Origin of the sequence: Microbacterium sp. F2 (genome assembly GCF_052274505.1) — a bacterium.
In the GTDB taxonomy this organism is placed as follows: Bacteria; Actinomycetota; Actinomycetes; order Actinomycetales; family Microbacteriaceae; genus Microbacterium.
The window spans coordinates 301,269-321,811 of sequence record NZ_JBNVBV010000001.1 but is presented as its reverse complement, the minus strand read 5'-3'; the positions used below and the strand labels follow the sequence as shown (position 1 = coordinate 321,811).

20 protein-coding genes are annotated in these 20,543 nt (G+C 65.6%); 5 read left to right on the top strand and 15 right to left on the bottom strand.

Features of this window, described 5'->3' with window-relative positions; genetic code table 11:
* The first annotated feature begins 18 nt into the window (after positions 1-18).
* The gene (locus tag ACQVDU_RS01580; protein ID WP_443476113.1) at positions 19-651 is read left to right on the top strand and encodes an O-methyltransferase; all 633 of its coding nucleotides are present in this window, start codon (positions 19-21) and stop codon (positions 649-651) included.
* A gap of 66 nt (positions 652-717) precedes the next feature.
* Here the strand turns inward: ACQVDU_RS01580 and ACQVDU_RS01575 are convergent, their stop codons facing one another.
* From ACQVDU_RS01575 to dapE, 3 genes are read right to left on the bottom strand one after another with little or no spacing between them, the layout of a single operon-like run.
* Positions 718-891 carry a DUF3117 domain-containing protein gene (locus tag ACQVDU_RS01575; RefSeq protein WP_076490128.1) on the bottom strand — a complete coding sequence of 58 codons (174 nt, stop codon included), beginning with the start codon at positions 889-891 and terminating at the stop codon, positions 718-720.
* A 35-nt stretch (positions 892-926) separates the two neighbouring features.
* Entirely contained in the window at positions 927-2,153 is a 1,227-nt protein-coding gene (locus ACQVDU_RS01570) for a hypothetical protein (RefSeq protein WP_443476112.1), read from the bottom strand.
* The gene (gene dapE / locus ACQVDU_RS01565) at positions 2,141-3,205 is read right to left on the bottom strand and encodes a succinyl-diaminopimelate desuccinylase (RefSeq protein ID WP_443476111.1); all 1,065 of its coding nucleotides are present in this window, start codon (positions 3,203-3,205) and stop codon (positions 2,141-2,143) included. The genes ACQVDU_RS01570 and dapE overlap by 13 nt, the downstream gene beginning before the upstream one ends.
* A gap of 87 nt (positions 3,206-3,292) precedes the next feature.
* Between dapE and dapD the strand changes: the two genes are divergently transcribed.
* The gene (dapD, locus tag ACQVDU_RS01560; RefSeq protein ID WP_443476110.1) at positions 3,293-4,252 is read left to right on the top strand and encodes a 2,3,4,5-tetrahydropyridine-2,6-dicarboxylate N-succinyltransferase; all 960 of its coding nucleotides are present in this window, start codon (positions 3,293-3,295) and stop codon (positions 4,250-4,252) included.
* Between the two features lie 21 nt (positions 4,253-4,273).
* Here dapD and ddaH read toward each other — a convergent pair whose 3' ends face one another.
* From ddaH to ACQVDU_RS01525, 7 genes are all read right to left on the bottom strand, one after another.
* On the bottom strand, positions 4,274-5,035 hold the full coding sequence (gene ddaH, locus ACQVDU_RS01555; RefSeq protein ID WP_443476109.1) for a dimethylargininase: 762 nt from the start codon (positions 5,033-5,035) through the stop codon (positions 4,274-4,276).
* A 48-nt stretch (positions 5,036-5,083) separates the two neighbouring features.
* Positions 5,084-6,379: a citrate synthase gene (locus ACQVDU_RS01550; RefSeq protein WP_443476108.1), complete on the bottom strand. Its 1,296-nt coding sequence runs from the start codon at positions 6,377-6,379 to the stop codon at positions 5,084-5,086.
* 217 nt (positions 6,380-6,596) lie between these two features.
* Positions 6,597-7,703 carry a succinyldiaminopimelate transaminase gene (gene dapC / locus ACQVDU_RS01545; RefSeq protein ID WP_443476107.1) on the bottom strand — a complete coding sequence of 369 codons (1,107 nt, stop codon included), beginning with the start codon at positions 7,701-7,703 and terminating at the stop codon, positions 6,597-6,599.
* A gap of 16 nt (positions 7,704-7,719) precedes the next feature.
* The gene (gene fdxA / locus ACQVDU_RS01540; protein WP_300594868.1) at positions 7,720-8,040 is read right to left on the bottom strand and encodes a ferredoxin; all 321 of its coding nucleotides are present in this window, start codon (positions 8,038-8,040) and stop codon (positions 7,720-7,722) included.
* A 10-nt stretch (positions 8,041-8,050) separates the two neighbouring features.
* Positions 8,051-8,434 carry a histidinol dehydrogenase gene (locus ACQVDU_RS01535; protein ID WP_443476106.1) on the bottom strand — a complete coding sequence of 128 codons (384 nt, stop codon included), beginning with the start codon at positions 8,432-8,434 and terminating at the stop codon, positions 8,051-8,053.
* Between the two features lie 35 nt (positions 8,435-8,469).
* A complete protein-coding gene (locus ACQVDU_RS01530) occupies positions 8,470-8,784 on the bottom strand; it encodes an AzlD domain-containing protein (protein WP_300592133.1) in 315 nt (104 codons plus the stop codon).
* Positions 8,781-9,563 (bottom strand): AzlC family ABC transporter permease, encoded by a 783-nt coding sequence (locus ACQVDU_RS01525; RefSeq protein ID WP_443476105.1) that lies wholly within the window; start codon positions 9,561-9,563, stop codon positions 8,781-8,783. The genes ACQVDU_RS01530 and ACQVDU_RS01525 overlap by 4 nt, the downstream gene beginning before the upstream one ends.
* A gap of 65 nt (positions 9,564-9,628) precedes the next feature.
* On the opposite strand from ACQVDU_RS01525, the gene ACQVDU_RS01520 reads away from it, so the two are divergent.
* Positions 9,629-10,174, top strand: a complete 546-nt coding sequence (locus ACQVDU_RS01520; RefSeq protein ID WP_341579650.1) for a helix-turn-helix domain-containing protein — start codon at positions 9,629-9,631, stop codon at positions 10,172-10,174.
* A gap of 22 nt (positions 10,175-10,196) precedes the next feature.
* A complete protein-coding gene (locus ACQVDU_RS01515; protein WP_443476104.1) occupies positions 10,197-11,300 on the top strand; it encodes a serine hydrolase domain-containing protein in 1,104 nt (367 codons plus the stop codon).
* A gap of 35 nt (positions 11,301-11,335) precedes the next feature.
* Here ACQVDU_RS01515 and typA read toward each other — a convergent pair whose 3' ends face one another.
* Positions 11,336-13,249, bottom strand: a complete 1,914-nt coding sequence (gene typA / locus ACQVDU_RS01510) for a translational GTPase TypA (protein ID WP_443476103.1) — start codon at positions 13,247-13,249, stop codon at positions 11,336-11,338.
* 98 nt (positions 13,250-13,347) lie between these two features.
* Entirely contained in the window at positions 13,348-15,075 is a 1,728-nt protein-coding gene (locus tag ACQVDU_RS01505) for a dipeptide ABC transporter ATP-binding protein (RefSeq protein WP_443476102.1), read from the bottom strand.
* A gap of 31 nt (positions 15,076-15,106) precedes the next feature.
* Between ACQVDU_RS01505 and ACQVDU_RS01500 the strand changes: the two genes are divergently transcribed.
* The gene (locus tag ACQVDU_RS01500; protein ID WP_443476101.1) at positions 15,107-15,715 is read left to right on the top strand and encodes a PH domain-containing protein; all 609 of its coding nucleotides are present in this window, start codon (positions 15,107-15,109) and stop codon (positions 15,713-15,715) included.
* Between the two features lie 8 nt (positions 15,716-15,723).
* Here the strand turns inward: ACQVDU_RS01500 and ACQVDU_RS01495 are convergent, their stop codons facing one another.
* From ACQVDU_RS01495 to ACQVDU_RS01485, 3 genes are all read right to left on the bottom strand, one after another.
* The gene (locus tag ACQVDU_RS01495; protein WP_443476100.1) at positions 15,724-16,929 is read right to left on the bottom strand and encodes an ABC transporter permease; all 1,206 of its coding nucleotides are present in this window, start codon (positions 16,927-16,929) and stop codon (positions 15,724-15,726) included.
* 1 nt (position 16,930) lies between these two features.
* On the bottom strand, positions 16,931-18,448 hold the full coding sequence (locus ACQVDU_RS01490; protein WP_443476099.1) for an ABC transporter permease: 1,518 nt from the start codon (positions 18,446-18,448) through the stop codon (positions 16,931-16,933).
* Between the two features lie 155 nt (positions 18,449-18,603).
* Positions 18,604-20,436 carry an ABC transporter family substrate-binding protein gene (locus ACQVDU_RS01485; protein ID WP_443476098.1) on the bottom strand — a complete coding sequence of 611 codons (1,833 nt, stop codon included), beginning with the start codon at positions 20,434-20,436 and terminating at the stop codon, positions 18,604-18,606.
* Positions 20,437-20,543: the final 107 nt, after the last annotated feature.

Sequence of the window (20,543 nt, the reverse complement as noted above, 5' to 3'; positions counted from 1 at the left end):
TCAGAGAAAGGGCAGTGCATGGGAGATCACGCGGTCAATCGATTCGTCGAAGAGGTCACTGTCGAACCCGACGCGATCGCCCGCGCTCGCGAGGCTGCGCTCGAACTCGGCGCCGAACCGATCAGCGCTGCGGTCGGTGTGCAGTGTGCCACGATCGCCGCCGTCGGGCGTGCGTTGAACATCGTCGAGATCGGCACGGGCGGCGGAGTCTCCGGGCTGTGGCTGCTGCGCGGAGCGCCGCAGGCGACTCTCACCACGATCGATGTCGAGCCTGAGCATCTGGGGGCAGCGCGTCAGGCATTCGCGCAGGCCAAGGTCCCGCCGGCACGTGCCCGTTTCATCACGGGCCGCGCGGCCGAAGTACTTCCTCGGATGAACGAGGCATCGTACGACATCGTGCTGGTCGACGCCGAGCCCGAGGGCGTCATCGAGTATGTCGAGCACGGGCTGCGCCTGGTGCGCCCCGGCGGCACGGTGCTCGTCCCGCGAGTCCTCGCCGGAGGCGCGGTCGCCGATCCGGTCAAACGCGACGACGTCACGACCGCGTACCGCTCGCTCATTCAAGAGGTCGCGCAGTCCCCCGCCGTCCTGGGCGCACTCAACACCGCGCGGGAAGGACTCCTCCAGCTGACGACTCTCGCGTCGGTCTAGGCGAGGCAGAGACGCCGAAGCGGCCGGTCACCAGACCGGCCGCTTCGTTCGTGAGATCATCGCGCGTTACGCGGCTCCGACAACTCCGCCGAGCACGTCGTACAGTTCCTTGGCCTCGGCGTCGTTCACCGAGACGACAAGGCGGCCACCGCCTTCGAGAGGTACTCGCACGATGATGAGGCGGCCTTCCTTCACGGCCTCCATCGGTCCGTCTCCGGTTCGCGGCTTCATGGCTGCCATGGCGGCTCCCTTTCGTCGTGGTCTACCAATCAAGCTTAGGGGATCTGCCAGAAACGGTTGCCGAGTGCATACATGTTGTAGATCCACCACCACTGCCCGGCAAGGCACGCAATGAGCACGCCGACGCGCCACACAAGGGACCGCGGCACCGCGACCGCGCCCCACAGGGGCGAGATCGGCACCAGCAGGCGGAAGATGCTCGACTGAGGGAAGAACACTGCCAGCAGGTAGACGAGGTAGCTGACAGCCCAGAGGCGGATCTCGGGTCCCAGCGCCCGAACCTGAGGTGCCCACAGGAGCGCCGCGGCCGCGCCGGCAAGAATGAACACGAGCAGGATGACGCCGCCGTTAGCCCCCAACCCCCAGACCTCTCCCCAAAACGCAGCACCGCGCACGAAAGCGTCAAACGGCAGAAAGTGCCCCCCATCGTCCAGGAGCCAGTTGCGCCGCCAGGCGAGTTCGGTGGCAAGGTAGGCACCGGGGTCCCCCGTGACGAAAGCCGCGATGATCTGCCAGGAGAACCCCACAGCGGTGGCGAGCGCGCCCAGCGCGACGATGTGGATGACCTCGCGCGCACGAAGCGGTTCGGTGCGGCGTGAGAAGAAACGCCAGATGCCGAAGAGGCCGATGAACAGGGCGAACGCAAGAACGCCGGGCCGCGTGTACCCCATGAGGACCACGAGCGGGTAGACCCACACGAAGCGCCGCGCTGTGACCGCCCACAGGGCAAGGAACAGCCACAACAGAAAGAGGGCTTCTGCGTAGCCGACCTGGAAGAGCGCCGCCAGGGGCCCTGCGGCAAAGAAGGCAGCCGCCCAGATGGCAGCCGATCCCCCGATCCGACCGCGCAGCATCCGGTACAGCACGTAGGTCGCCCCGTACCCGGATGCCAGCGAGATCAGGACGGCAGCGACTCCCCACCACCCGCCCACGAGCGGCGCCATCGCGGCAGCGAGGTAGGCGTAGATCGGCATGAATGCCCACTGGTTCTCGGCTACCGCGCCCGCGTCAGTTAGCGGTAGGTCAGCCGGATACCCGTTGACGGCAAGATACCAGTACCACTGGGCGTCCCAGCCCACCACGAGGTCTTGAACGCTCGCCCCCGCACCGAAACGTGTGCCCTCGGCCGATAACGCGGCAGCCAGGATCAGAAAGCCGAACGTGACGGCCCGCGCAGCGAGATAGATGAGCGCAATCGTCAGCGCCGGCGGGATCGACCGCCGGGAGGGCGGCGCCGGTGCCGCTGTCGTCAGGTCAGCCACGCGCGCAGCCCGCGCTCGACATCCCGGATCTGGGCGACGGCAACGCGCTCTTCGTCGTGGTGGGCCAGCTGCGGGTCCCCCGGGCCGTAGTTGACAGCCGGGATGCCGAGGGCCGAGAAGCGGGCAACGTCCGTCCAGCCGTACTTGGGCTGGGCCGTACCGCCCACGGCAGCGACGAACTCCTGCGCCAGGGGATCGTCCAGCCCCGGCCGAGCGCCCTCGGCCATGTCGATGACCTCGACCTCGAACCCGTCGAAGACCTCTCGCACGTGCGCCTCGGCCTCAGCGCCGCTGCGTGAGGGAGCAAAGCGGTAGTTCACCTCGACCTCACAGAGATCGGGGATGACGTTTCCTGCCACACCGCCCGTGATGCGAACCGCGTTCAAGCCTTCTCGGTAGACGAGCCCATCGACGGGAACCTCGCGAGCCGTATAGGCGGCAAGCCGCTCCAGGATCGGCGCCGCCTTGTGGATGGCGTTCTCCCCGATCCACGACCGTGCACTGTGCGAGCGCACACCATGCGTTCGGATGATAGCGCGCATGTGACCGTTGCAGCCGCCCTCGACCTGCCCGTTGGAGGGTTCTCCGAGAATCGCGAAATCAGCGGCGAGCAGGTCGGCACGGGTCGCGGCGATGCGAGTGAGGGCGTTGAGGGTTGCCGCAACCTCCTCATGGTCGTACCAAATCCACGTGATGTCAGCTTTGGGTGCAACGAGGTCGGCGGCGAGCTTGAGCTGAACGGCAACGCCGGCCTTCATATCGACGGTGCCGCGTCCCCAGATGAACTCTTCGCCGTCGATGTCGACTGTTCGGGTGGGAACGTTTCGGTTGATCGGCACCGTGTCGATGTGTCCGGCGATCGCGACCCGGCGAGCTCTTCCGAGGTTCGTGCGGGCGATGACCGTGTCGCCATCCCGGATGACCTCGAGGTGCGCCAGAGCACGCACTGCCTCCTCGATCAGGTCTGCGAGATGTCCTTCGCCGCCAGAGACGCTGGGGATGTCGCAGATCGCGCGGGTGAGATCGACAGAATTCGAGGTCAGGTCCAGCACCCCTCGAGTCTAGCCAGGGCCCTTCGTGGTGCGGTGGGCGGCGTCACAGGAACCGCCCGAGGGGGCGCGAGTCGATACCCTGGAACGATGACGGCACAGCGGATGATCAGCGGTATCGGGGCGGCAACTGTCGCGGCAGACGGCATGGTCTTGGACACCTGGTACCCCTCCCCCCAGTCCGGTGCGCTGTCCGATAACCAGGACGCTCACGAGGCTGCGCGAGCCGTCGTGTCCGAGGCTGTGGGTGCGGATGACACCCGCGGTGTAACCATCGAGCAGGTCGAGATCGAGATCGATCTCGACGCGGCGCCCTCGGGTACTCCGGATGCCTACCTCCGCCTCCACGCACTGTCGCACCGACTCGTCGCTCCGAACGATCTGAATCTCGACGGCATCTTCGGCGCGCTCCCGAATGTTGCGTGGACGAACGCCGGCCCCGTCGACCCACGGTGGCTCGACCGGCTGCGTCCACGACTGCAGCGCGCCGGCATCCAGGTGCAGGGGCTGGACAAGTTCCCGCGTTTGACCGATTACGTCGTGCCCGCCGGAGTCCGCATCGCCGACGCATCACGCGTGCGGCTGGGCGCCTATCTGTCGCCGGGCACCACGGTGATGCACGAAGGCTTCGTGAACTTCAACGCCGGGACGCTCGGTCAGAGCATGGTCGAAGGGCGCATTTCACAGGGCGTGATCGTCGGTGACGGCAGCGACATCGGCGGTGGCGCCTCGATCATGGGCACACTCTCGGGCGGCGGAGCCCACCGCGTCTCGATCGGTGAACGGACGCTCCTCGGCGCGAACGCCGGCATCGGCATCTCGCTCGGAGACGATTGCGTCGTCGAGGCAGGGTTGTATGTGACCGCCGGGTCGAAGATCGTGCTTGCCGACGAGCCGGTCGGCGCCGACGGCACGCACCCGACCGTCAAGGGCGCTGAGCTCTCCGGCCGCGACGGAATCCTGTTCCGCCGCAACTCGCTTACGGGCGCGATCGAGGCAGTGCGGCGCGCCGGTGTCGGGGTGACCCTCAACGAGGCGCTGCACGCCTGAGGACGATCGCGACGACGCGATTCAGCGACGCACGCGCACCGAGAGGCACGTGACGCACCCCTCGAGCTTCTCGAACTCGGTCACGGGCGTCTGGATGACGGTCAGTCCGCGCGACCGGAGCAACGCGGCGGTCTGCGGCGCATCCGCCGACATCAAGACCGTCGCCTCATCGAGCACGACCACCGCAGTGCCGTGCTCTTCGGGGACGGGAAGAAAGCGCGGGAACACCGATGGGTCGTCGACGAGCGGCTCGTAGCCGATGACCGTGCCGTCAGGAAGCGCCGTAACCGCGCTCTTCAGATGCAGGACCCGCGTCACCGGCACGGCCACGATCTTCCATCCCCGCGGGGCGAGCAGAGCCTCCAGTTGGCGGATGCCGTCATCGTTGGTGCGGGATGACGCCCCGACATAGACGGTGCGCCCGATCTTGAGCACATCGCCCCCGTCGAGAGTGCCCGGCGCCACGATCTCGTGGACTGGGAGGCCGAGCGAGTCTGCCGCCGCCCGGGCCGTTGCGATCTCGCCGCGTCGAGATTCGGCGCCGGGCCGACCGATCACCACGATGTCGTCGAACACGACGAGGGCATCCTCGATGAAGACACCATCGGGCTGGTCCGGGGCCTCAGCAACGTCGACAATCTGCCAGCCACGGTCACGATAGACCGAGCCATAGTCCCGCCACTGAGACAGCGCGAGGTCGGCATCCGCCTCGACTCGGTCGAGGTGTGTCAGTTCCCCCTGAGCGAGGAGCGGGGAGGGAACGCGGACGAGGAGCTTCGGCATCCGTTCAGAATGCCAGATTCCTCGCGGCGGGCTGGCGCAGCAGCTCTCTCAGACGCCCGGGTACATGCGCTCGGGTGCGCCCGTGTACAGCTGCTGCGGCCGACCGATCTTGGTCTGCGGGTCGCCGTTCATCTCCCGCCAGTGCGCGAGCCACCCCGGAAGGCGACCGATCGCGAACAGCACGGTGAACATGCGCGTGGGGAAGCCCATCGCCTTGTACATGACGCCGGTGTAGAAGTCGACGTTCGGGTAGAGGCGACGCTCCTTGAAGTAGTCGTCGTTGAGGGCGATCTCTTCGAGCTGCTTGGCAAGATCCAGCAGCGGGTCGTGCACGCCGAGTTCCGAGAGCACCTCGTCGGCTGACTCCTTCACGAGCTTGGCCCGCGGATCGTAGTTCTTGTAGACACGGTGACCGAAGCCCATGAGCTTGACGCCGTCTTCTTTGTTCTTGACCCGCTCGACGAAACGCTCGACGCTCTCGCCCGAGTCGCGGATGCGGGCAAGCATGGAGAGAACCGCTTCGTTCGCGCCACCGTGCAACGGACCGTAGAGCGCGTTGATACCCGCCGAGATCGACGAGAACTGGTTGGCGCCGGTTGATCCGACCAGGCGCACCGTCGAGGTCGACGCGTTCTGCTCGTGATCTTCGTGCAGGATGAGCAACCGCTCGAGCGCCCGGGAAACCACCGGGTTCACCTCGTACAGCTCGGACAGGACACCGAAATTGAGCTTGAGGAAGTTGTCGACGAAGCTCATCGAGTTATCGGGGTAGAGGAACGCCTGACCGATGCTCTTCTTGTGGGCGTACGCCGCGATGACCGGGAGCTTCGCGAGAAGCCGGATCGTGTTGACCTCGACGTGCTCGGGGTTGTGGGGGTCGGACTCATCTTCGTAGTAGGTCGACAGGGCCGCCGTCGCCGCTGACAGCACCGACATCGGGTGCGCCGTGGGGGGCAGCGAGCCGAAGAAGCGCTTGAGATCCTCGTGCAGCAGCGTGTGGCGACGGATGCGGCTGTCGAACTCTGCAAGTTCGTCGGCCGTGGGCAGCTCACCGTAGATGAGCAGCCACGCGACTTCGAGGTACGTGCTGTGGGTCGCGAGCTGCTCGATCGGATAGCCGCGGTAGCGCAGGATGCCGGCATCCCCGTCGATGTAGGTGATCGCCGACTTCGTCGATGCCGTGTTGACGAACCCGTAGTCCAAAGCCGTGAACCCGGTCTGCCGGGTGAGTGTCGCGACGTCGATGCTCGGCACCCCGTCTGTGCCGTGGAGCACGGGGAATTCGGCGGTCCGATCACCGACGGTCAGGATGGCCTTCTGCTGCGGGGTCTGCGCGTCGTCCACGGCGCCTCCTTGCATTGTCTGGGGCTGTCGTCGGCACCGGGACGGGTTCGCCGCCTCGCGGAGCCGTCCAAGCACGCGTCGGTGCCCGGGCTGCCCCTACAGCCTAGTAGTCGGCTCGGCCTACTGTGCGCACAGCCAAAGCGCTGGCGGATTCGATGGAGGAACCCTCGCAGTAACGCCCCGGCGCGGGTCTTAGAGGGGTGTAGCCAGCCTGGGTCTAGCCGCGGCGGAGGCGATCCGCCGCGGCGGCGATACGTTCATCGGTTGCCGTCAAGGACAGCCGGACGTGGTGTGTGTGCTGTGCCCCGTAGAAGACACCAGGCCCCACGAGGATGCCGCGCTGTGCGAACCACTCGACGGAGCTCCAGGCGTCCTCATCGCGCGTGAGCCACAGATACAGGCCGGCTTCGCTGCGGTCGACACGGAATCCCGCCTCCTCGACAGCGGGGCGAAGTATCTCGCGCCGCTGCCGGTAGAGCCCCCGCTGCTCGGCGACATGCTCGTCATCACGCAGGGCCGCGGCCATGGCAGCCTGAACGGGCGCGGGGGGCATCAGCCCCAGGTGTTTACGAGCTGTCAGCATCCGTTGGATGATCGCGGTGTCCCCGGCGACGAAAGCTGCGCGGTATCCGGCAAGGTTCGACTGCTTGCTCATCGAATACACCGACAAGATCCCGGTGTTGTCCCCGTCGGTTACGCGGGGGTCCAGCGCCGACGGGATCGCCTCGCGATCCCACGGCGCATCCCACCCGAGTTCGGCGTAGCACTCGTCGCTCGCGAGCACCGCGCCGAGCTCCTTTGCCCGGTCACGGGCGACACGAAGCGCTGCGGCATCCAGCACCGCGCCGTCGGGGTTCCCCGGCGAGTTCACCCAGACCAGCCGCGTGTTCTCGGGCCACTGGGCCGGATCGTCGGAAGCGAACGGCGTCGCCCCCACGACCCGGGCTCCGACTTCGTACGTCGGGTACGCCGCCACCGGATGTACGACGACATCTCCCGTCCCCAGACCCAGGAGCAGCGGCAGGAGGGCGACGAGTTCCTTCGACCCGATAGTCGGGAGCACTGCGTCGATCGTGAGCCCCGGAACTCCGCGCCGACGCGCGTACCACTCGACGATCGCCTCCCTCAGCTGAGGCGTGCCGACGGTCTGCGGGTAGGCGTGAGCGTCGGTCGAGGCGGCAAGAGCTCGCGCGATCACCTCGGGAGTCGGATCAACCGGCGAACCGATCGAAAGATCGACCATCCCGTCCGGGTGCGAGCGGGCCTGCGCGGCGTAGGGCGCCATCGCGTCCCACGGGTAATCGGCCAGATCGGCGACGCCCATCCGTCGAAGCCCGGGATCAGTGGTTCTGCGGAGGCAGCTCGGCAATGATCGGGTGATCCTTGGGGATCACCCCGACCTTGGCGGCCCCACCGGGCGAGCCGAGGTCATCGAAGAACTCGACATTCGCCTTGTAGTAGTCCTGCCATTCCTCGGGCAGGTCATCTTCGTAGTAGATCGCCTCAACGGGGCACACGGGCTCGCAAGCGCCGCAGTCGACACACTCATCCGGATGGATGTAGAGGCTGCGTTCCCCCTCATAGATGCAGTCGACGGGGCACTCGTCGATGCAGGCACGATCCTTGACATCGACGCACGGAAGGGCGATCACATACGTCACAGGTGCAAGTCTAGTCGGCTGCCTCGGCTGTCCGTCCGCGATCGACACGCTCGGGCCAGGCGACGACGAAGGCCGTCACCAGGGGAAGCCACAGGGTCCACACGACGCCCAGGATCGACTGCGGCACGATCACCGAACCACCGGCTCCGGTGCCCGAGAGCACGATCGTGACGCCCATGGCGCCAAGCCCGGTGGCAAGCGCGGCCCACCGGTCGGCTGTCAGCAGGCGCACCGCGATGATCACTGCCGCACCCGCCACCATCGCCAGCACGAGCCCCACCGGGATGCCGAACAGACGGTAGGCGTGGCTGACGGTCCCCGCCGCCCCGTAGATCGCACCGACGATCAGCGCGACCACCCACGCAGCAAGGCGAAGGAACGAGAAGCGCGGCACCGCATCACTGTATCGCGGCCGTGCGGCGGGAAGGCTTAGACCGCCAGGCCCCACCACCGAAGCGCGGCGGCTACCGCAGCTGCAGCAACCACCACGACGAGGAACGGTGCGCGCAGCAGGAGCAGACCGGCAGCCACCAGTACGGCGGGGACGCGGGCATCCACCACGATCTGCTGGCCGACCCCGAGTGTTTGCACAGCGACAAGCGCGGCGAGCAGGGCGACCGTCAACAGGTCGGCGATCCGCGCGGGCCGAGGCGCCTCGAGCAAGCGGGGCGGAACGAGGTATCCGGTCACTTTGAGCGCCAGGCAGATGACCGATGCCAGCGCGATCGCACTCCACAGCGTCACGGCAGTCCCACCCGTTCTGGCACATCGTCGGGTTCATCGGGGCCTCCGGGGCGAGCATCCCGATCAGTCCTCGGACGCGACCCCCAATCGAACCAGCCGACCACGATTGCGACCACAGCGGCGATCAGCACCGGGAGACCGGGCATGAGCGTAGGCGTCAGCACGGTAGCCACCACGGCAGCCGCGATGCCCACGACGATCGGCTGCCTCCCGCGCAGACGAGGCCATAGCAGGGCGAGGAAGGCTGCTGCGGCGGCGGCATCCAGCCCGTACGCGCGCGGGTCACCGAGCACATCGCCCAGGAGCGCACCGACAAGGGTCGAGAGGTTCCAGCCGACGTAGATCCCGATGCCGGTGACCCAGAAGCCGACGGTTCGTGCGTGCGGCGTCTGCTGCGCGAGAGCGACCGCCGTGGACTCGTCGATCGTGAACTGCGGCGCCGCGATGCGGGTGAAGCGCCCCGGAGGCAACAGGGTCGACATCCGGATGCCGTACGCGACGTTTCGCACGCCCAGAAGCGCGGCGGACGCGACGGCTGCTGGGATCGCCGCGAGTCCCCCGGCTGAGATCACTCCCACGAAGGCGAATTGAGAACCCCCCGTGAACATGACGAGGCTGAGGATGCAGGTCTGCCAGACATCAAGTCCTGCCGCCACCGAAAGCGCGCCGAAGGAAATCCCGTAGGCACTCGTCGCGAGGGCGACGCTCAGGCCCTGGCGCCACGCACCGCGCGCGGCATCCGTTCCCTCGCCTTCCGGCGGCCCGTCGACCGGCTCCATGTCCGCCATCCTGCAAGAAGAAATTCGTTCGGTCAAGTGGACAATAGTTCGGCATAATGAACGACATGAGTCTGGGGTCCCGCATCGCGACCGCCGTCCGACGCGAACGCGACCGCGCGGGAGTTTCTGCCGCAGAGCTCGCGCGACGCTCGGGCGTGTCCAAGGCCACCATCTCGCAGATCGAAGCAGGTTCGGCCAATCCCAACGTCGAGACCCTGTGGGCGATCGCGACGGCTCTAGGGGCCCCCTTCGCCGCGTTGGTAGAGGACCGCGAGAGTGAACCCACGCTCATCCGCGCACGCGATGGCCACGGAGTGCGAGCCGCAGGTTCGGCCTACGAGGCACTGTTGCTCTCGGCTGCCCCGCCGAACGTCAGACGTGACCTGTACCTCCTCCGCGCCGAACCAGGCTCGCCGCGGCTCTCGGACGCACATCCGACGGGCACCACGGAACACGTCGTCCTCCTGTCGGGAAGAGCACGCGTCGGCCCGCGCGAGGCACCCTTCGACCTGGAGCCCGGGGACTACCTCTGCTATCCCGGCGATGCAGCACACGTCTTCGAGGCCCTCGTCGCCGGCACCAGCGCGGTCCTTGTCTCCGAAATGCGCTGAGGAGTCACCCTAGGCTGGAACGATGACCCGCCACACCCGATATCGCGGGCGCATGCTCGCGGGAGCTGTCGCGGCTGCCGTCGCCACCGTCGTGTCCGGATGCAGCGCCGCACCGCCCTCGAGCCCGGTTAGCGAGGCCTTCGCCGCGGCGCTTGAGTCGGCATCCGTCCCCGGCGGCGCTATCGCGATCCGCCGCGACGGGGCGACCACGGTCTACCCGGCGGGAGTCGCGGATGCCAGCGGCACGCCCGTGACCGATCAGACACGGTTCGCCTACCGCAGCGTGACCAAGTCGTTCGTCGCGACCGTGGTGCTGCAGCTGGCCGATGACGGCATCCTTGATCTGGATGCGCCGGCGCCGACCGCCGGAACCGGGATCGAGACGACTGCGACGATCGATGAGCTTGCCACGATGACCTCAGGGGTACCCAGCTATTCGACGCAAGCGGGGCTTGTTGACCTGCTGGTCGTGGACTGGACGCGCAGCTGGACCGACACGACCCTCTACGGTCTCACCGACGGTGTGCCCGAGGAGTTCACGCCCGGGACCAGCTACGAGTACTCCAACACCAACACCGTCCTGCTCGGGCAGGTCATCGACACTGCCTCGGGGCTCAGCTGGCCCGAGGCAGTCGCGACGCGCATCCTGGAGCCGCTACAGCTCGAGTCAGTCGTATATCCGGGAAACGCTCTGCCGCCGGAGGGGACTGCAGCACCGTTCCAGGTGGATGCTGATGGCACCGTGGAGGAGCTTCTCGCTGTCCGCGCGAGCGCGTTCTCTGCCGCCGGCGGCCTGTTCGGTACGGCGGGAGACCTTGCCGCGTGGGCCGAGGCGCTCGGCGCAGGAACGCTCGTGTCGGACGCCGCGCAGGAGCGTCGACTCTCGGAGTGGCACGACACCTCCCCCGACCCGGCGAGCCCCTTCTACGACGAGTACGGTTTCGGCATCGGTCGGATCGGCGACTGGATCGGCCACACCGGCAACGGCCTGGGCTACCAGGCACTGGCGATGTACCACCCGGAGTCCCAGACGGCTGTCGCGATCGCGCTCAACGCTACGGGACCGGACTCGGATCTCCCCGCGCACCTGCTCGAGCAGCTGCAGGAGCTGATCCTCGAGGGCTGATTCGTCCGCGCCTTGCCGCGCCTGGAGCACGAAGGTCAGGCGTTGGCGTCCTGACGCTTCAGACGGGATGCAGCGCGGCCACGCTCGGTCTGATCGAGGATCACCTTGCGGATCCGGACCTTCTCGGGAGTGACTTCGACACACTCGTCTTCGCGCGCGAACTCGAGGCTCTCCTCGAGGGAGAGCTGTCGCGGCGGCGTGAGCCTCTCCAGCTCGTCAGCCGTCGAGGAACGCATGTTGGTGAGCTTCTTCTCTTTCGTGATGTTCACGTCCATGTCGTCGGCTCGCGTGTTCTCGCCGACAACCATGCCCTCGTAGACCTCTTCGGTGGGCTGCACGAAAAAGCTCATGCGCTCCTGCAGCGCCATCATGGCGAACGGGGTAACGACACCCGCGCGGTCGGCGACGATCGAACCGTTCTGGCGCGCGACGATCTGTCCTGCCCAGTCGTCGTATCCGTGCGAGATCGCGTTGGCGATCCCGGTGCCGCGGGTGATCGAGAGGAACTCAGTGCGGAAGCCGATGAGTCCGCGCGAAGGGACGACGAACTCCATCCGCACCCAGCCGGTACCGTGGTTGACCATCGTCTCCATTCGACCCTTGCGCGCGGCAAGAAGCTGCGTGATAGCACCGAGGTACTCCTCGGGAGCGTCGATCGTGAGGTGCTCGAAGGGTTCCTGCGTCTGCCCGTTCGGCCCCTTGCGGGTGACGACCTGAGGCTTGCCGACGGTGAGCTCGAAGCCCTCGCGGCGCATGTTCTCGACGAGGATGGCGAGGGCCAACTCTCCGCGGCCCTGCACCTCCCAGGCATCCGGCCGCCCGATGTCGACGACCTTGATCGAGACGTTGCCGATGAGTTCGCGGTCGAGGCGATCCTTCACCATGCGGGCCGTCACCTTGTGACCCTTGACCTTGCCGACAAGCGGCGAGGTGTTCGTGCCGATCGTCATCGAGATGGCGGGGTCATCGACCGTGATGGCCGGCAGGGGACGCACGTCCTCGGGGTCGGCGATCGTCTCACCGATCGTGATCTCCTCGATCCCGGCGATCGCGACGATGTCACCGGGGCCTGCAGATTCGGCGGGATAGCGCTCGAGCGCGCGGGTCTTGAGTAGTTCGGTGACCCGGGCGTTCGAGTGGGATCCGTCGTGACGCACCCAGGCGACGGTCTGGCCCTTCTTCAGGGTGCCGTTGAAGACACGAAGGAGCGCGAGACGACCGAGGAACGGGCTCGAATCGAGGTTTGTCACCCACGCCTGCAGCGGCGCTTCGTCGTCATATGACGGCGCCGGAACGTGCTCGAGGATCGCTTCGAACAGCGGCTCGAGGTCGTCGTTGTCGGGAAGCGACCCATTCGCGGGTCGGTTACGCGAAGCTGCGCCGGCGCGACCGGAGGCATAGACGACGGGAACGTCGAGCAGGGCATCGACGTCGAGATCCGGGACATCCTCCTGCAGATCCGAGGCAAGGCCCAGCAGCAGGTCGTGCGATTCCTCCTCGACCTCGGCGATGCGGGCATCCGGCCGGTCCGTCTTATTGACGAGCAGGATGACGGGAAGCTTGGCCTCCAGCGCCTTGCGCAACACGAAGCGGGTCTGCGGGAGCGGCCCCTCCGAGGCATCCACGAGCAGCACGACGCCGTCCACCATCGACAGGCCGCGTTCGACCTCTCCCCCGAAGTCGGCGTGCCCGGGTGTGTCGATGACGTTGATCGTCACGGGAACCTCGGTGTGGACACCGTTGTAGGTGATCGCCGTGTTCTTCGCGAGGATCGTGATGCCCTTTTCGCGTTCGAGGTCGTTCGAGTCCATCGCGCGCTCTTCGACGTGCGCGTGTTCCCCGAACGAGCCGGTCTGGCGCAGCATCGCATCCACGAGCGTGGTCTTGCCGTGGTCGACGTGCGCGACGATCGCGACGTTTCGGAGGTCCGAACGGAGGGCATGCGCCATGAGGGAGTCCTTGCGGGTGGGGAGGCGGCCGGGATGCCGGCGCCTTCCAGGATATCTCAGGACCGCTTGCAGGCCGCTGAGCGGAGCGTTGTCCCGCTTTAGGCGGACTTCTGCTCTGCCAGGAGGGCAGCCCGCGCCTCGCGACGCTGCCGCTGCTCAGCGGGATCCGGAACGGGCACAGCCGCGATGAGGCGCTTGGTGTAATCATCCTGCGGATTGCGCAGAATCTGCTCCTTCGTACCCTGCTCGACGATCTTCCCGAAGTGCATCACCGAAATGCGATGCGAGAGGATGTCCACGACGGCAAGGTCGTGGCTGATGAAAAGGCATGCGAACTTGAGCTCCTGCTGCAGCTCCTGGAGCAGCTCGAGGAATCGGGCCTGGACAGAAACATCCAGCGCGGAAGTGGGTTCATCCGCCACCAGAAGGTCGGGGGCGAGCGCGAGAGCTCGCGCGATGCCCACGCGCTGCTTCTGCCCTCCCGACAGCTCGTGTGGGAAGCGGTTGCGATACGAGGTCGGGAGTTCGACTTGGTCGAGCAGAGTCTCCACTCGCCTGTCGAGTGCCTTGCCCTTCGCCTCTCCCGCCAGGAACAGCGGCTCGCCAATCGACTGACCAATGGGCATCCGGGGGTTCAGCGAAGATAACGGGTCCTGGAAGACAATGCCGGTGCGTCTGCGGATTGAGAAGAGATCCTTCGCGCTCGCGTCAGAAATGTCGACGCCCACCGCTGTGAGCTTGCCCTCGGCGATAGGAAGAAGTCCGACGGCGGCGCGACCAAGCGTCGTCTTTCCCGATCCGGACTCTCCGACCAGCCCCATGATCTCGCCGGGGTAAACCGCAAGGTCAATGTTCTCCGCGGCGCGGAAGGCGGGAATCCTGCCCCGTTTGGGGTACTCGATGGAAACATCCTCGAAGTGGAGCACGGGCTGGGCGCCCCCGTGCGAGGTGTCTGCTCCGGCTGGGCGCTCATCAACCTGAGCGGGCGAACTCGACTCGACCGCGTTGTGGATTCCCAAGTGCGGAACGGCACTCAGAAGCGCCTGGGTATACGGGTGCGTCGGCTCCGTGAAGATCTGCTCTACCGTCCCCGACTCGACAACAACGCCGTCCTTCATGACCATGATCCGGTCGGCGAGGTCCGCGACGACCCCCATATCGTGGGTGATGAGGATGATTGCCGAATCGAGGCGCTTGTGGAGGTTTCGCAGCAGGTCGAGAATCTCGGCCTGCACGGTGACATCGAGAGCTGTCGTTGGTTCGTCGGCGATCAACAGGAGCGGATCGCACGAGATCGATTGAGCAATCATCGCTCGCTGCCGCTGACCGCCCGACAGCTGGTGGGGGTACTTGTGGAACGCCTCCTCGGCCCTGGGCATCTCCACCATGCGAAGAAGCTCGATCGCCCGCTCCTTCGCATCGTTAGGCGAGAGCGTCCGATCGTGTGACCGCAATGCCTCGGTGATCTGGAAGCCGACCGTATAGACAGGGTTCAGGGCCGTCATCGGCTCCTGGAAGATGACGGCGATCTCGTTCCCACGGAGCGAACGCAGTCCTGCCGGGTCGGCGCCGCGCAGTTCCCGGTCTTGCAGCTTAATCGAGCCGGTTACCCGAGCGTTCTCCGGGAGCAGGCCGAGCAAGGCCATCGAGGACGTGCTCTTTCCCGAGCCGGACTCACCGACTATGGCCAGAACCTCACCGCGATTCACGACGTAGTTCATGTCGATTGCCGCGGGGTAGAACTTCCCCTCGACCCAGAACTCGACGCCCAGGTGCGAGACTTCCAGGATCTTCTGCGCTGCCGTGCCCGGCGCTGACTCACTCATGGGAGAACTCCTGTCTGCAAAGCTTGATCTCATGCAGTCGATCGATGTGCACTACCGACCGCTCGGCGGCCGAATCCTTGCCGGCGCGACGGTCGCGATCGCCGGCCTGGGCATCGCGGCCATGACCATTCAGAACCCGCTCGACGGACTGCGCTACGGGTGGCCGCTGCTCTTTGTCGCCGTGCTGGCTGTCGTGCTGTTCTGGCGACCGAGCCTGACGATCCAAGACCACGGCGTGACGGTCACCAACCCCTTCCGCACCGCCTTCATATCCTGGCCCTCGATCCAGAGCATCGATACGCGCTGGTCGCTGCGCGTTACTACCGCTCAGCGAGCGATCACGGTGTGGGCCGCTCCCGCACCGAGCCGGCACCGATCGGCGGGCCTGTCGCGAAGCGACTTCGCCGGGGTGGGTCAGAGCGCTCAAGGACCACACGCGAGCCTGCGACCCAGCGACGCGATCTCGACGCCCAGCGGCAACCTGGCCCAGGTGATACGCGGGCGCTGGGAGGAGCTTCGCGACCGCGGCGCGTTGGACGCCGGCGCCGATCCGGGCGCCGACTGGCTCACCGTCAACGTACCGGCGATCGCTACGTTGCTCGTGCTGGCTCTGGCGTCGGTCCTGGGCGCTTTCGTATAAAGCCAAACTCATCGTTCGGGATCCAGTGGCGAGTGCTGACCGTCGCCCGGTTCTTCCGGACGAGCATCGTGATAGTTCACGACATCCCCCGTGTACACGGCCTCGCCGGCAACTGTCACGGAAGGGGCGTCCGTGGAAGCAGTAGTGTCGACATCCACCGGGGCATGACCGGATGCCTTCGCCGCCCGTGCCATCGCCCGCTCACTCGGCATCTTCTTCTGACGGGGGTCGAAGGCATCGCGGAGCCCGTCACCGATGAAGTTGACGCACAGAGCGATTGCGATGATGAAGATGCCGGGCCACCAGAACAGCCACGGTCGGGTAGAGAACGCGGCCTGGTTGTCGGAGACGATCTTGCCCAGCGACGTGTCAGGTGACTGAACACCAAAGCCCAGATAGCTCAGCGCAGACTCGAGCAGGATCGCCCCCGCCATCAGCAGGGTGGCGTTGACCACGATCACCCCGACGGCGTTGGGAAGGATGTGGCGGAAGATGATGCGACGATCGCGGGCGCCCGACACTCTCGCGGCATCGACGAATTCCCGTTCGCGCAGGGTGAGGAACTCACCCCGAACGAGCCGCGCCATCGTCGTCCACGCGAACAACCCGATGACCACACCCAGGACAGCGGCACCGAGGCTGCCGAACGCGTGACCGAGCACCGAACCGATCACGATCAGCGGGATGGTGATCACGACGTCGGTGAACCGCATCAGAACGGCGTCCGTTGCCTTGCCGTAGTACCCCGAGACCGCGCCGATGACGACGCCAATGAAAGATGCCACGACCCCCGCGATGACCATGACCATGATCGACTGCTGAGCACCGCGCATCACAACGGCGAAGATGTCTCGTCCGACTTCGTCCTGCCCGAATGGGTGGTTTCCGAACGAGATGCCGGCGCCGCCGAGGAACTCGGGTAGCAGGCTCAGTGTCGGTTGTCCGCCGTTCTCGATCGGCGGGATCTGATCCCACGTGTACTGCCACCATCCGGGAATTCGCAGGCCCCACAGGGTCACGCCAACCGAGGTGAACGCCAAGACGATGATGAACCCGAGAACGAACATGGCCACGAGAGCCGCCCGATGCCGGAAGAAGCGGCGTCGGACGATCTGGCCCTGGCTCAGACCTTCTGTTTCACGCTGCTCGATGGAGGTCTCCGTGCCGCGGTCGATCGCGGCGTCGGATGCCGGAGAGGTCGTGTCCTGGGCCATCTCAACTCACCTTGATTCTCGGGTCGAGGGCTGCGTAGACGAGGTCGGCTATGAGGTTGAAGACCACGGCAAGAGAGCCAGCCACAATGAAGAAGGCCATGACGGGGTTGGGGTCGGAGACCCGCAGCGCATCGACGAAGAGGCGGCCCATGCCGACCCACCCGAAGACCGTCTCGGTGATCACCGCCCCACCGACGATCGCGCCGACATCGAACGCGATGATCGTGGTGATGGGAATAAGCGCGTTACGGAACGCGTGACGCACGACGACCGTACGCTCGGTGAGACCCTTCGCGCGCGCAGTGCGGATATAGTCCTGGTTCATGACCTCGAGCAAGCTCGCACGCGAGTATCGCGTGTAGCTGGCGAACGAGATGAGGATGATCGCGATCGTTGGAAGCAGCAGGTGCGTGAACAGGTCGATTCCCTGCACCCAGAAGTTGCCACCGAGCCCCGGGGTCGAGGCGCCGACAGTGGCAATCGGACGACCGTTGACCCGATCCGAGTTCGTGTAGGCGTTCCAATACGACATGTACTTGTCGAGCGCCAGCAATCCAGCGGTGAGCACGCCGACGATGATGGCGGTGCGGATGACAGGACCGCGATCGTTGCCTCCGAAGAGCCATCCGATCGCGCCACTAACGACGATGGTGAGGGCAGCGAGTCCTAGGAACAGCGGAAGTGTCATCCCGCTCAGTAGGTAGTACATCATCGGGAAGTAGAGCGCGATGGCAATGACGACGACGACAAGCGAGGCGTAGAGCGCGCGGCGGTTTCGCAAACCGGTTGAGATCGCCGTCACCGCTACCGCAATGCCGACGCTAAGAATCACGAAGACGACGATCCCGATGCTCGGGTCGGCGAACCACCTCGTAGCCGAGAGGTAAACGAGCACTCCAGCAGTGGCAACAGTCCCGATCGCGAAGACGAGAAGGCGCTTACGTAGCGAACCACCCAGCAGCGACATCCAGACGACCCCGGAGAGGAGTGCGCCGATGACGATGACGGGTGCGGCTATGACGGGGTCCGCGAGCCAGTTGTTCATCTGGATAGCGCCGTATTGCTTCAGCAGTACCGCGACCCAGAAGATCGGGAGCGAAAAGAAAAGGAACGCGACGAGAGTGACGCCGTAGTCGAATCCGCTGTACTGACGCAGTGCAGAGACGATACCCACCGCGAGTCCAAGAATGATCGCCACGACGGTCGCGGTCGTCACGAGCGTGATGGTCGAGGTGAGCGCGTTGGCCAACAGTGCGTTGACCGACTGGTTCTGGATGCTGATGCCGAAGTCGCCACGCAGAACTGCCCCCAACCACAAGAAGTACCGCAGCGGCGCGGGGACGTCGAGGTTCAGCAGCTTGATGCGTGCATCGATCAGCTCCTGCTTGTTCGGCGCGTTCGACGTCCGCAGCTCGTCGAGCGGATCTCCCGCGAGCGAAACGAGCATGTACATCAAGAACGTCGCCGCGAGGAGGACGAACACCGACGCGATAAGGCGTCGAACGATGAATGAAGCCATGAAGAGGGCGGCCTACCTATCCGAGGGTCGGCGAGTTGCGGGATCTTCCGTCTCGCCCGGCGCGATTGCGCAGAAGTCTAACGTGCGAGGGTGCAGGTCCCGGTAGGACCTGCACCCTCTGTGGGAGGCGCCGCTGTCCGGCGCCTCCCTGGCGGTCAACCCTCGGTCGACTCGCCGCTTGTCACTGTCCAGTCCCAGGCGTTCCAGAAGATCGTCGGGGCAAGAATGGACGGATCGACTCCCTGGACGCGGTCGCTGTATGCGGTCACGCTCGGGAACTGGAAGATGGTGACGCCGTAGAAGTCCTCCCACAGCAGCTTGTCCATCTCCTGGAGCATCGTGATCTGCTCGGCCTTATCGAACGTGACGTTCAGCTGTGCGACCAGATCATCAACCTGAGCGTTCGAGTAGAAGTTCAGGTTGTTGATTCCGCCAGTCTGGAACGTCGGCAGCGAGTTGGTAACGCCGAGGCTCGTCGACTGCCACCCGAACAGGGATGCGTCGTAGGCACCCGGGGTACCGAGCAGGCCGCCCCACTCAGTCGAACCGCAGTCCGTGACGTTGAAGCCAGCCTGGTTTGCCGACTGCTGGATGAGCGCGAACTCGTTGACACGACGCGGGTTGTTCGCTGCGTACAGGATGCAGACGTCCGTGTTGGTCACACCCGACTCAGCGAGGAGAGCCTTTGCGCCTTCGATGTCAACCTGCTCGTAGTCCAGCGAGGTGTTGTTGGCCACCGACTCGTCGTAGCCCTCAGCACCGGGAACGAACAGCTGCGAGTTACGCAGAATCGCGTCATCACCGATGATCGGCTTGATCAGCGTGTCCACGATCTCCTGGCGGGGGATCGTCTTCATGAACGCCTCGCGGGCGAGGGGGTTAGAGAAGATGTTCTCGGGGTTGCGGCCGTTCTCGAACTGAAGGTCGACGTGCTCGTAGGTGCCCTCGAGACCGGTGAGGACAGTGACTCCGTCGAGACCGTCGAGAGCCGTCTTGATGTCAGCTGTCGCCTGGGGCGAGATAATGTCGACTTCACCGTTCTGCAGGGCTTGAACAGCAGCCAGCGGGTCGGGGATGAAGCGGATCGTGATCTCTTCAATGGTCGGCTTGTTCTCGCCCGTGTACTCGGGGTTCGCCTTCAGAGTGATGTACTGATCGGCAACGAAGTCCGTGATCATGTACGGACCGCTCGCGGTGACGAGCTCTGTGTCCGAGGGCATCGACGTGAAGTTGAAGCCGGAGTTCCAGAAGGACGAGATCGGCGCGAGGGCAGCCGCGTCATCGTTCTGGATCGCGTCGAGCACTGCCTGCTTGGCCTCGGCGTTGTCGGTGATGCCCAGCGCGTTCTTGGCGACCACGTGCGCGGGCAGCGGGGACGAGAACGACAGCTCCCAGTCGACGAACGGAGCGTCGTAGACCATCGTGATGGAGCGGCCGTCTTCGCTGACCTCGGGGGTCTGGCTGACCAGGCCGAGACCGGCATCCGGAGTCGCACCCGAGTCGAAGTAGACGACGTCCGTCGGGAACGCGTCGGTGAACTCACCGGTCTCGGGGTCGGTGAAGTCTGCCGGGTCGAAGTCCGGCGTGTCGAGCGCGCGCGAGAGCGCGGCCCAGTTCAGCAAGAGGTCGGCAGCGTCCACGGCGGTCCCGTCGGACCACTTCACACCCTCGTTGATCGTGTAGGTGACCGTCAGCGGGTCTTCGCTCACGAGCTCATAGGTCCCGAACGAGGTGTTCTTCACCAGGGCGGGGGTGTTGTCGTAGTAGTTGAAGCCGTCCAACACCAAGTAGTTGATGTTGTTGTTCGCGGTGGCGTTGCCGTACGAGGTAAAGCCGTTCATCGAGTAGAACGCCTGGTTCCACGCGACCGAGATCGCCGAACCCTCGATGAGCCCGGAATCGTCCTCGGCGCTCGGGGTGCAGCCCGAGATCACCAGAGCGCCGACGCCGGCAATGACTGCCGCCGTCAAGAAGCGCGAGATCTTCACATTTCCTCCTGTGCAAGGGGTTATGTGCCGGGGGCATGAGTGACCCCGGCACGGATGGAAAAACCCTAAGCGCGAGCTTTGAGTTGTTCAAAACCTGAGGCCGAAAA

Coding starts and splice junctions, on each gene's coding strand:
- ACQVDU_RS01580 (WP_443476113.1), top strand. CDS start 19: ATGGGAGATCACGCGGTCAATCGATTCGTCGAAGAGGTCACTGTCGAA.
- ACQVDU_RS01575 (WP_076490128.1), bottom strand. CDS start 891: ATGGCAGCCATGAAGCCGCGAACCGGAGACGGACCGATGGAGGCCGTG.
- dapD (WP_443476110.1), top strand. CDS start 3,293: ATGACGGCACAGCGGATGATCAGCGGTATCGGGGCGGCAACTGTCGCG.
- ddaH (WP_443476109.1), bottom strand. CDS start 5,035: ATGCCGAAGCTCCTCGTCCGCGTTCCCTCCCCGCTCCTCGCTCAGGGG.
- dapC (WP_443476107.1), bottom strand. CDS start 7,703: ATGGGCGTCGCCGATCTGGCCGATTACCCGTGGGACGCGATGGCGCCC.
- ACQVDU_RS01525 (WP_443476105.1), bottom strand. CDS start 9,563: ATGGAGCCGGTCGACGGGCCGCCGGAAGGCGAGGGAACGGATGCCGCG.
- ACQVDU_RS01520 (WP_341579650.1), top strand. CDS start 9,629: ATGAGTCTGGGGTCCCGCATCGCGACCGCCGTCCGACGCGAACGCGAC.
- ACQVDU_RS01515 (WP_443476104.1), top strand. CDS start 10,197: ATGACCCGCCACACCCGATATCGCGGGCGCATGCTCGCGGGAGCTGTC.
- typA (WP_443476103.1), bottom strand. CDS start 13,249: ATGGCGCATGCCCTCCGTTCGGACCTCCGAAACGTCGCGATCGTCGCG.
- ACQVDU_RS01505 (WP_443476102.1), bottom strand. CDS start 15,075: ATGAGTGAGTCAGCGCCGGGCACGGCAGCGCAGAAGATCCTGGAAGTC.
- ACQVDU_RS01500 (WP_443476101.1), top strand. CDS start 15,107: ATGCAGTCGATCGATGTGCACTACCGACCGCTCGGCGGCCGAATCCTT.
- ACQVDU_RS01495 (WP_443476100.1), bottom strand. CDS start 16,929: ATGGCCCAGGACACGACCTCTCCGGCATCCGACGCCGCGATCGACCGC.
- ACQVDU_RS01490 (WP_443476099.1), bottom strand. CDS start 18,448: ATGGCTTCATTCATCGTTCGACGCCTTATCGCGTCGGTGTTCGTCCTC.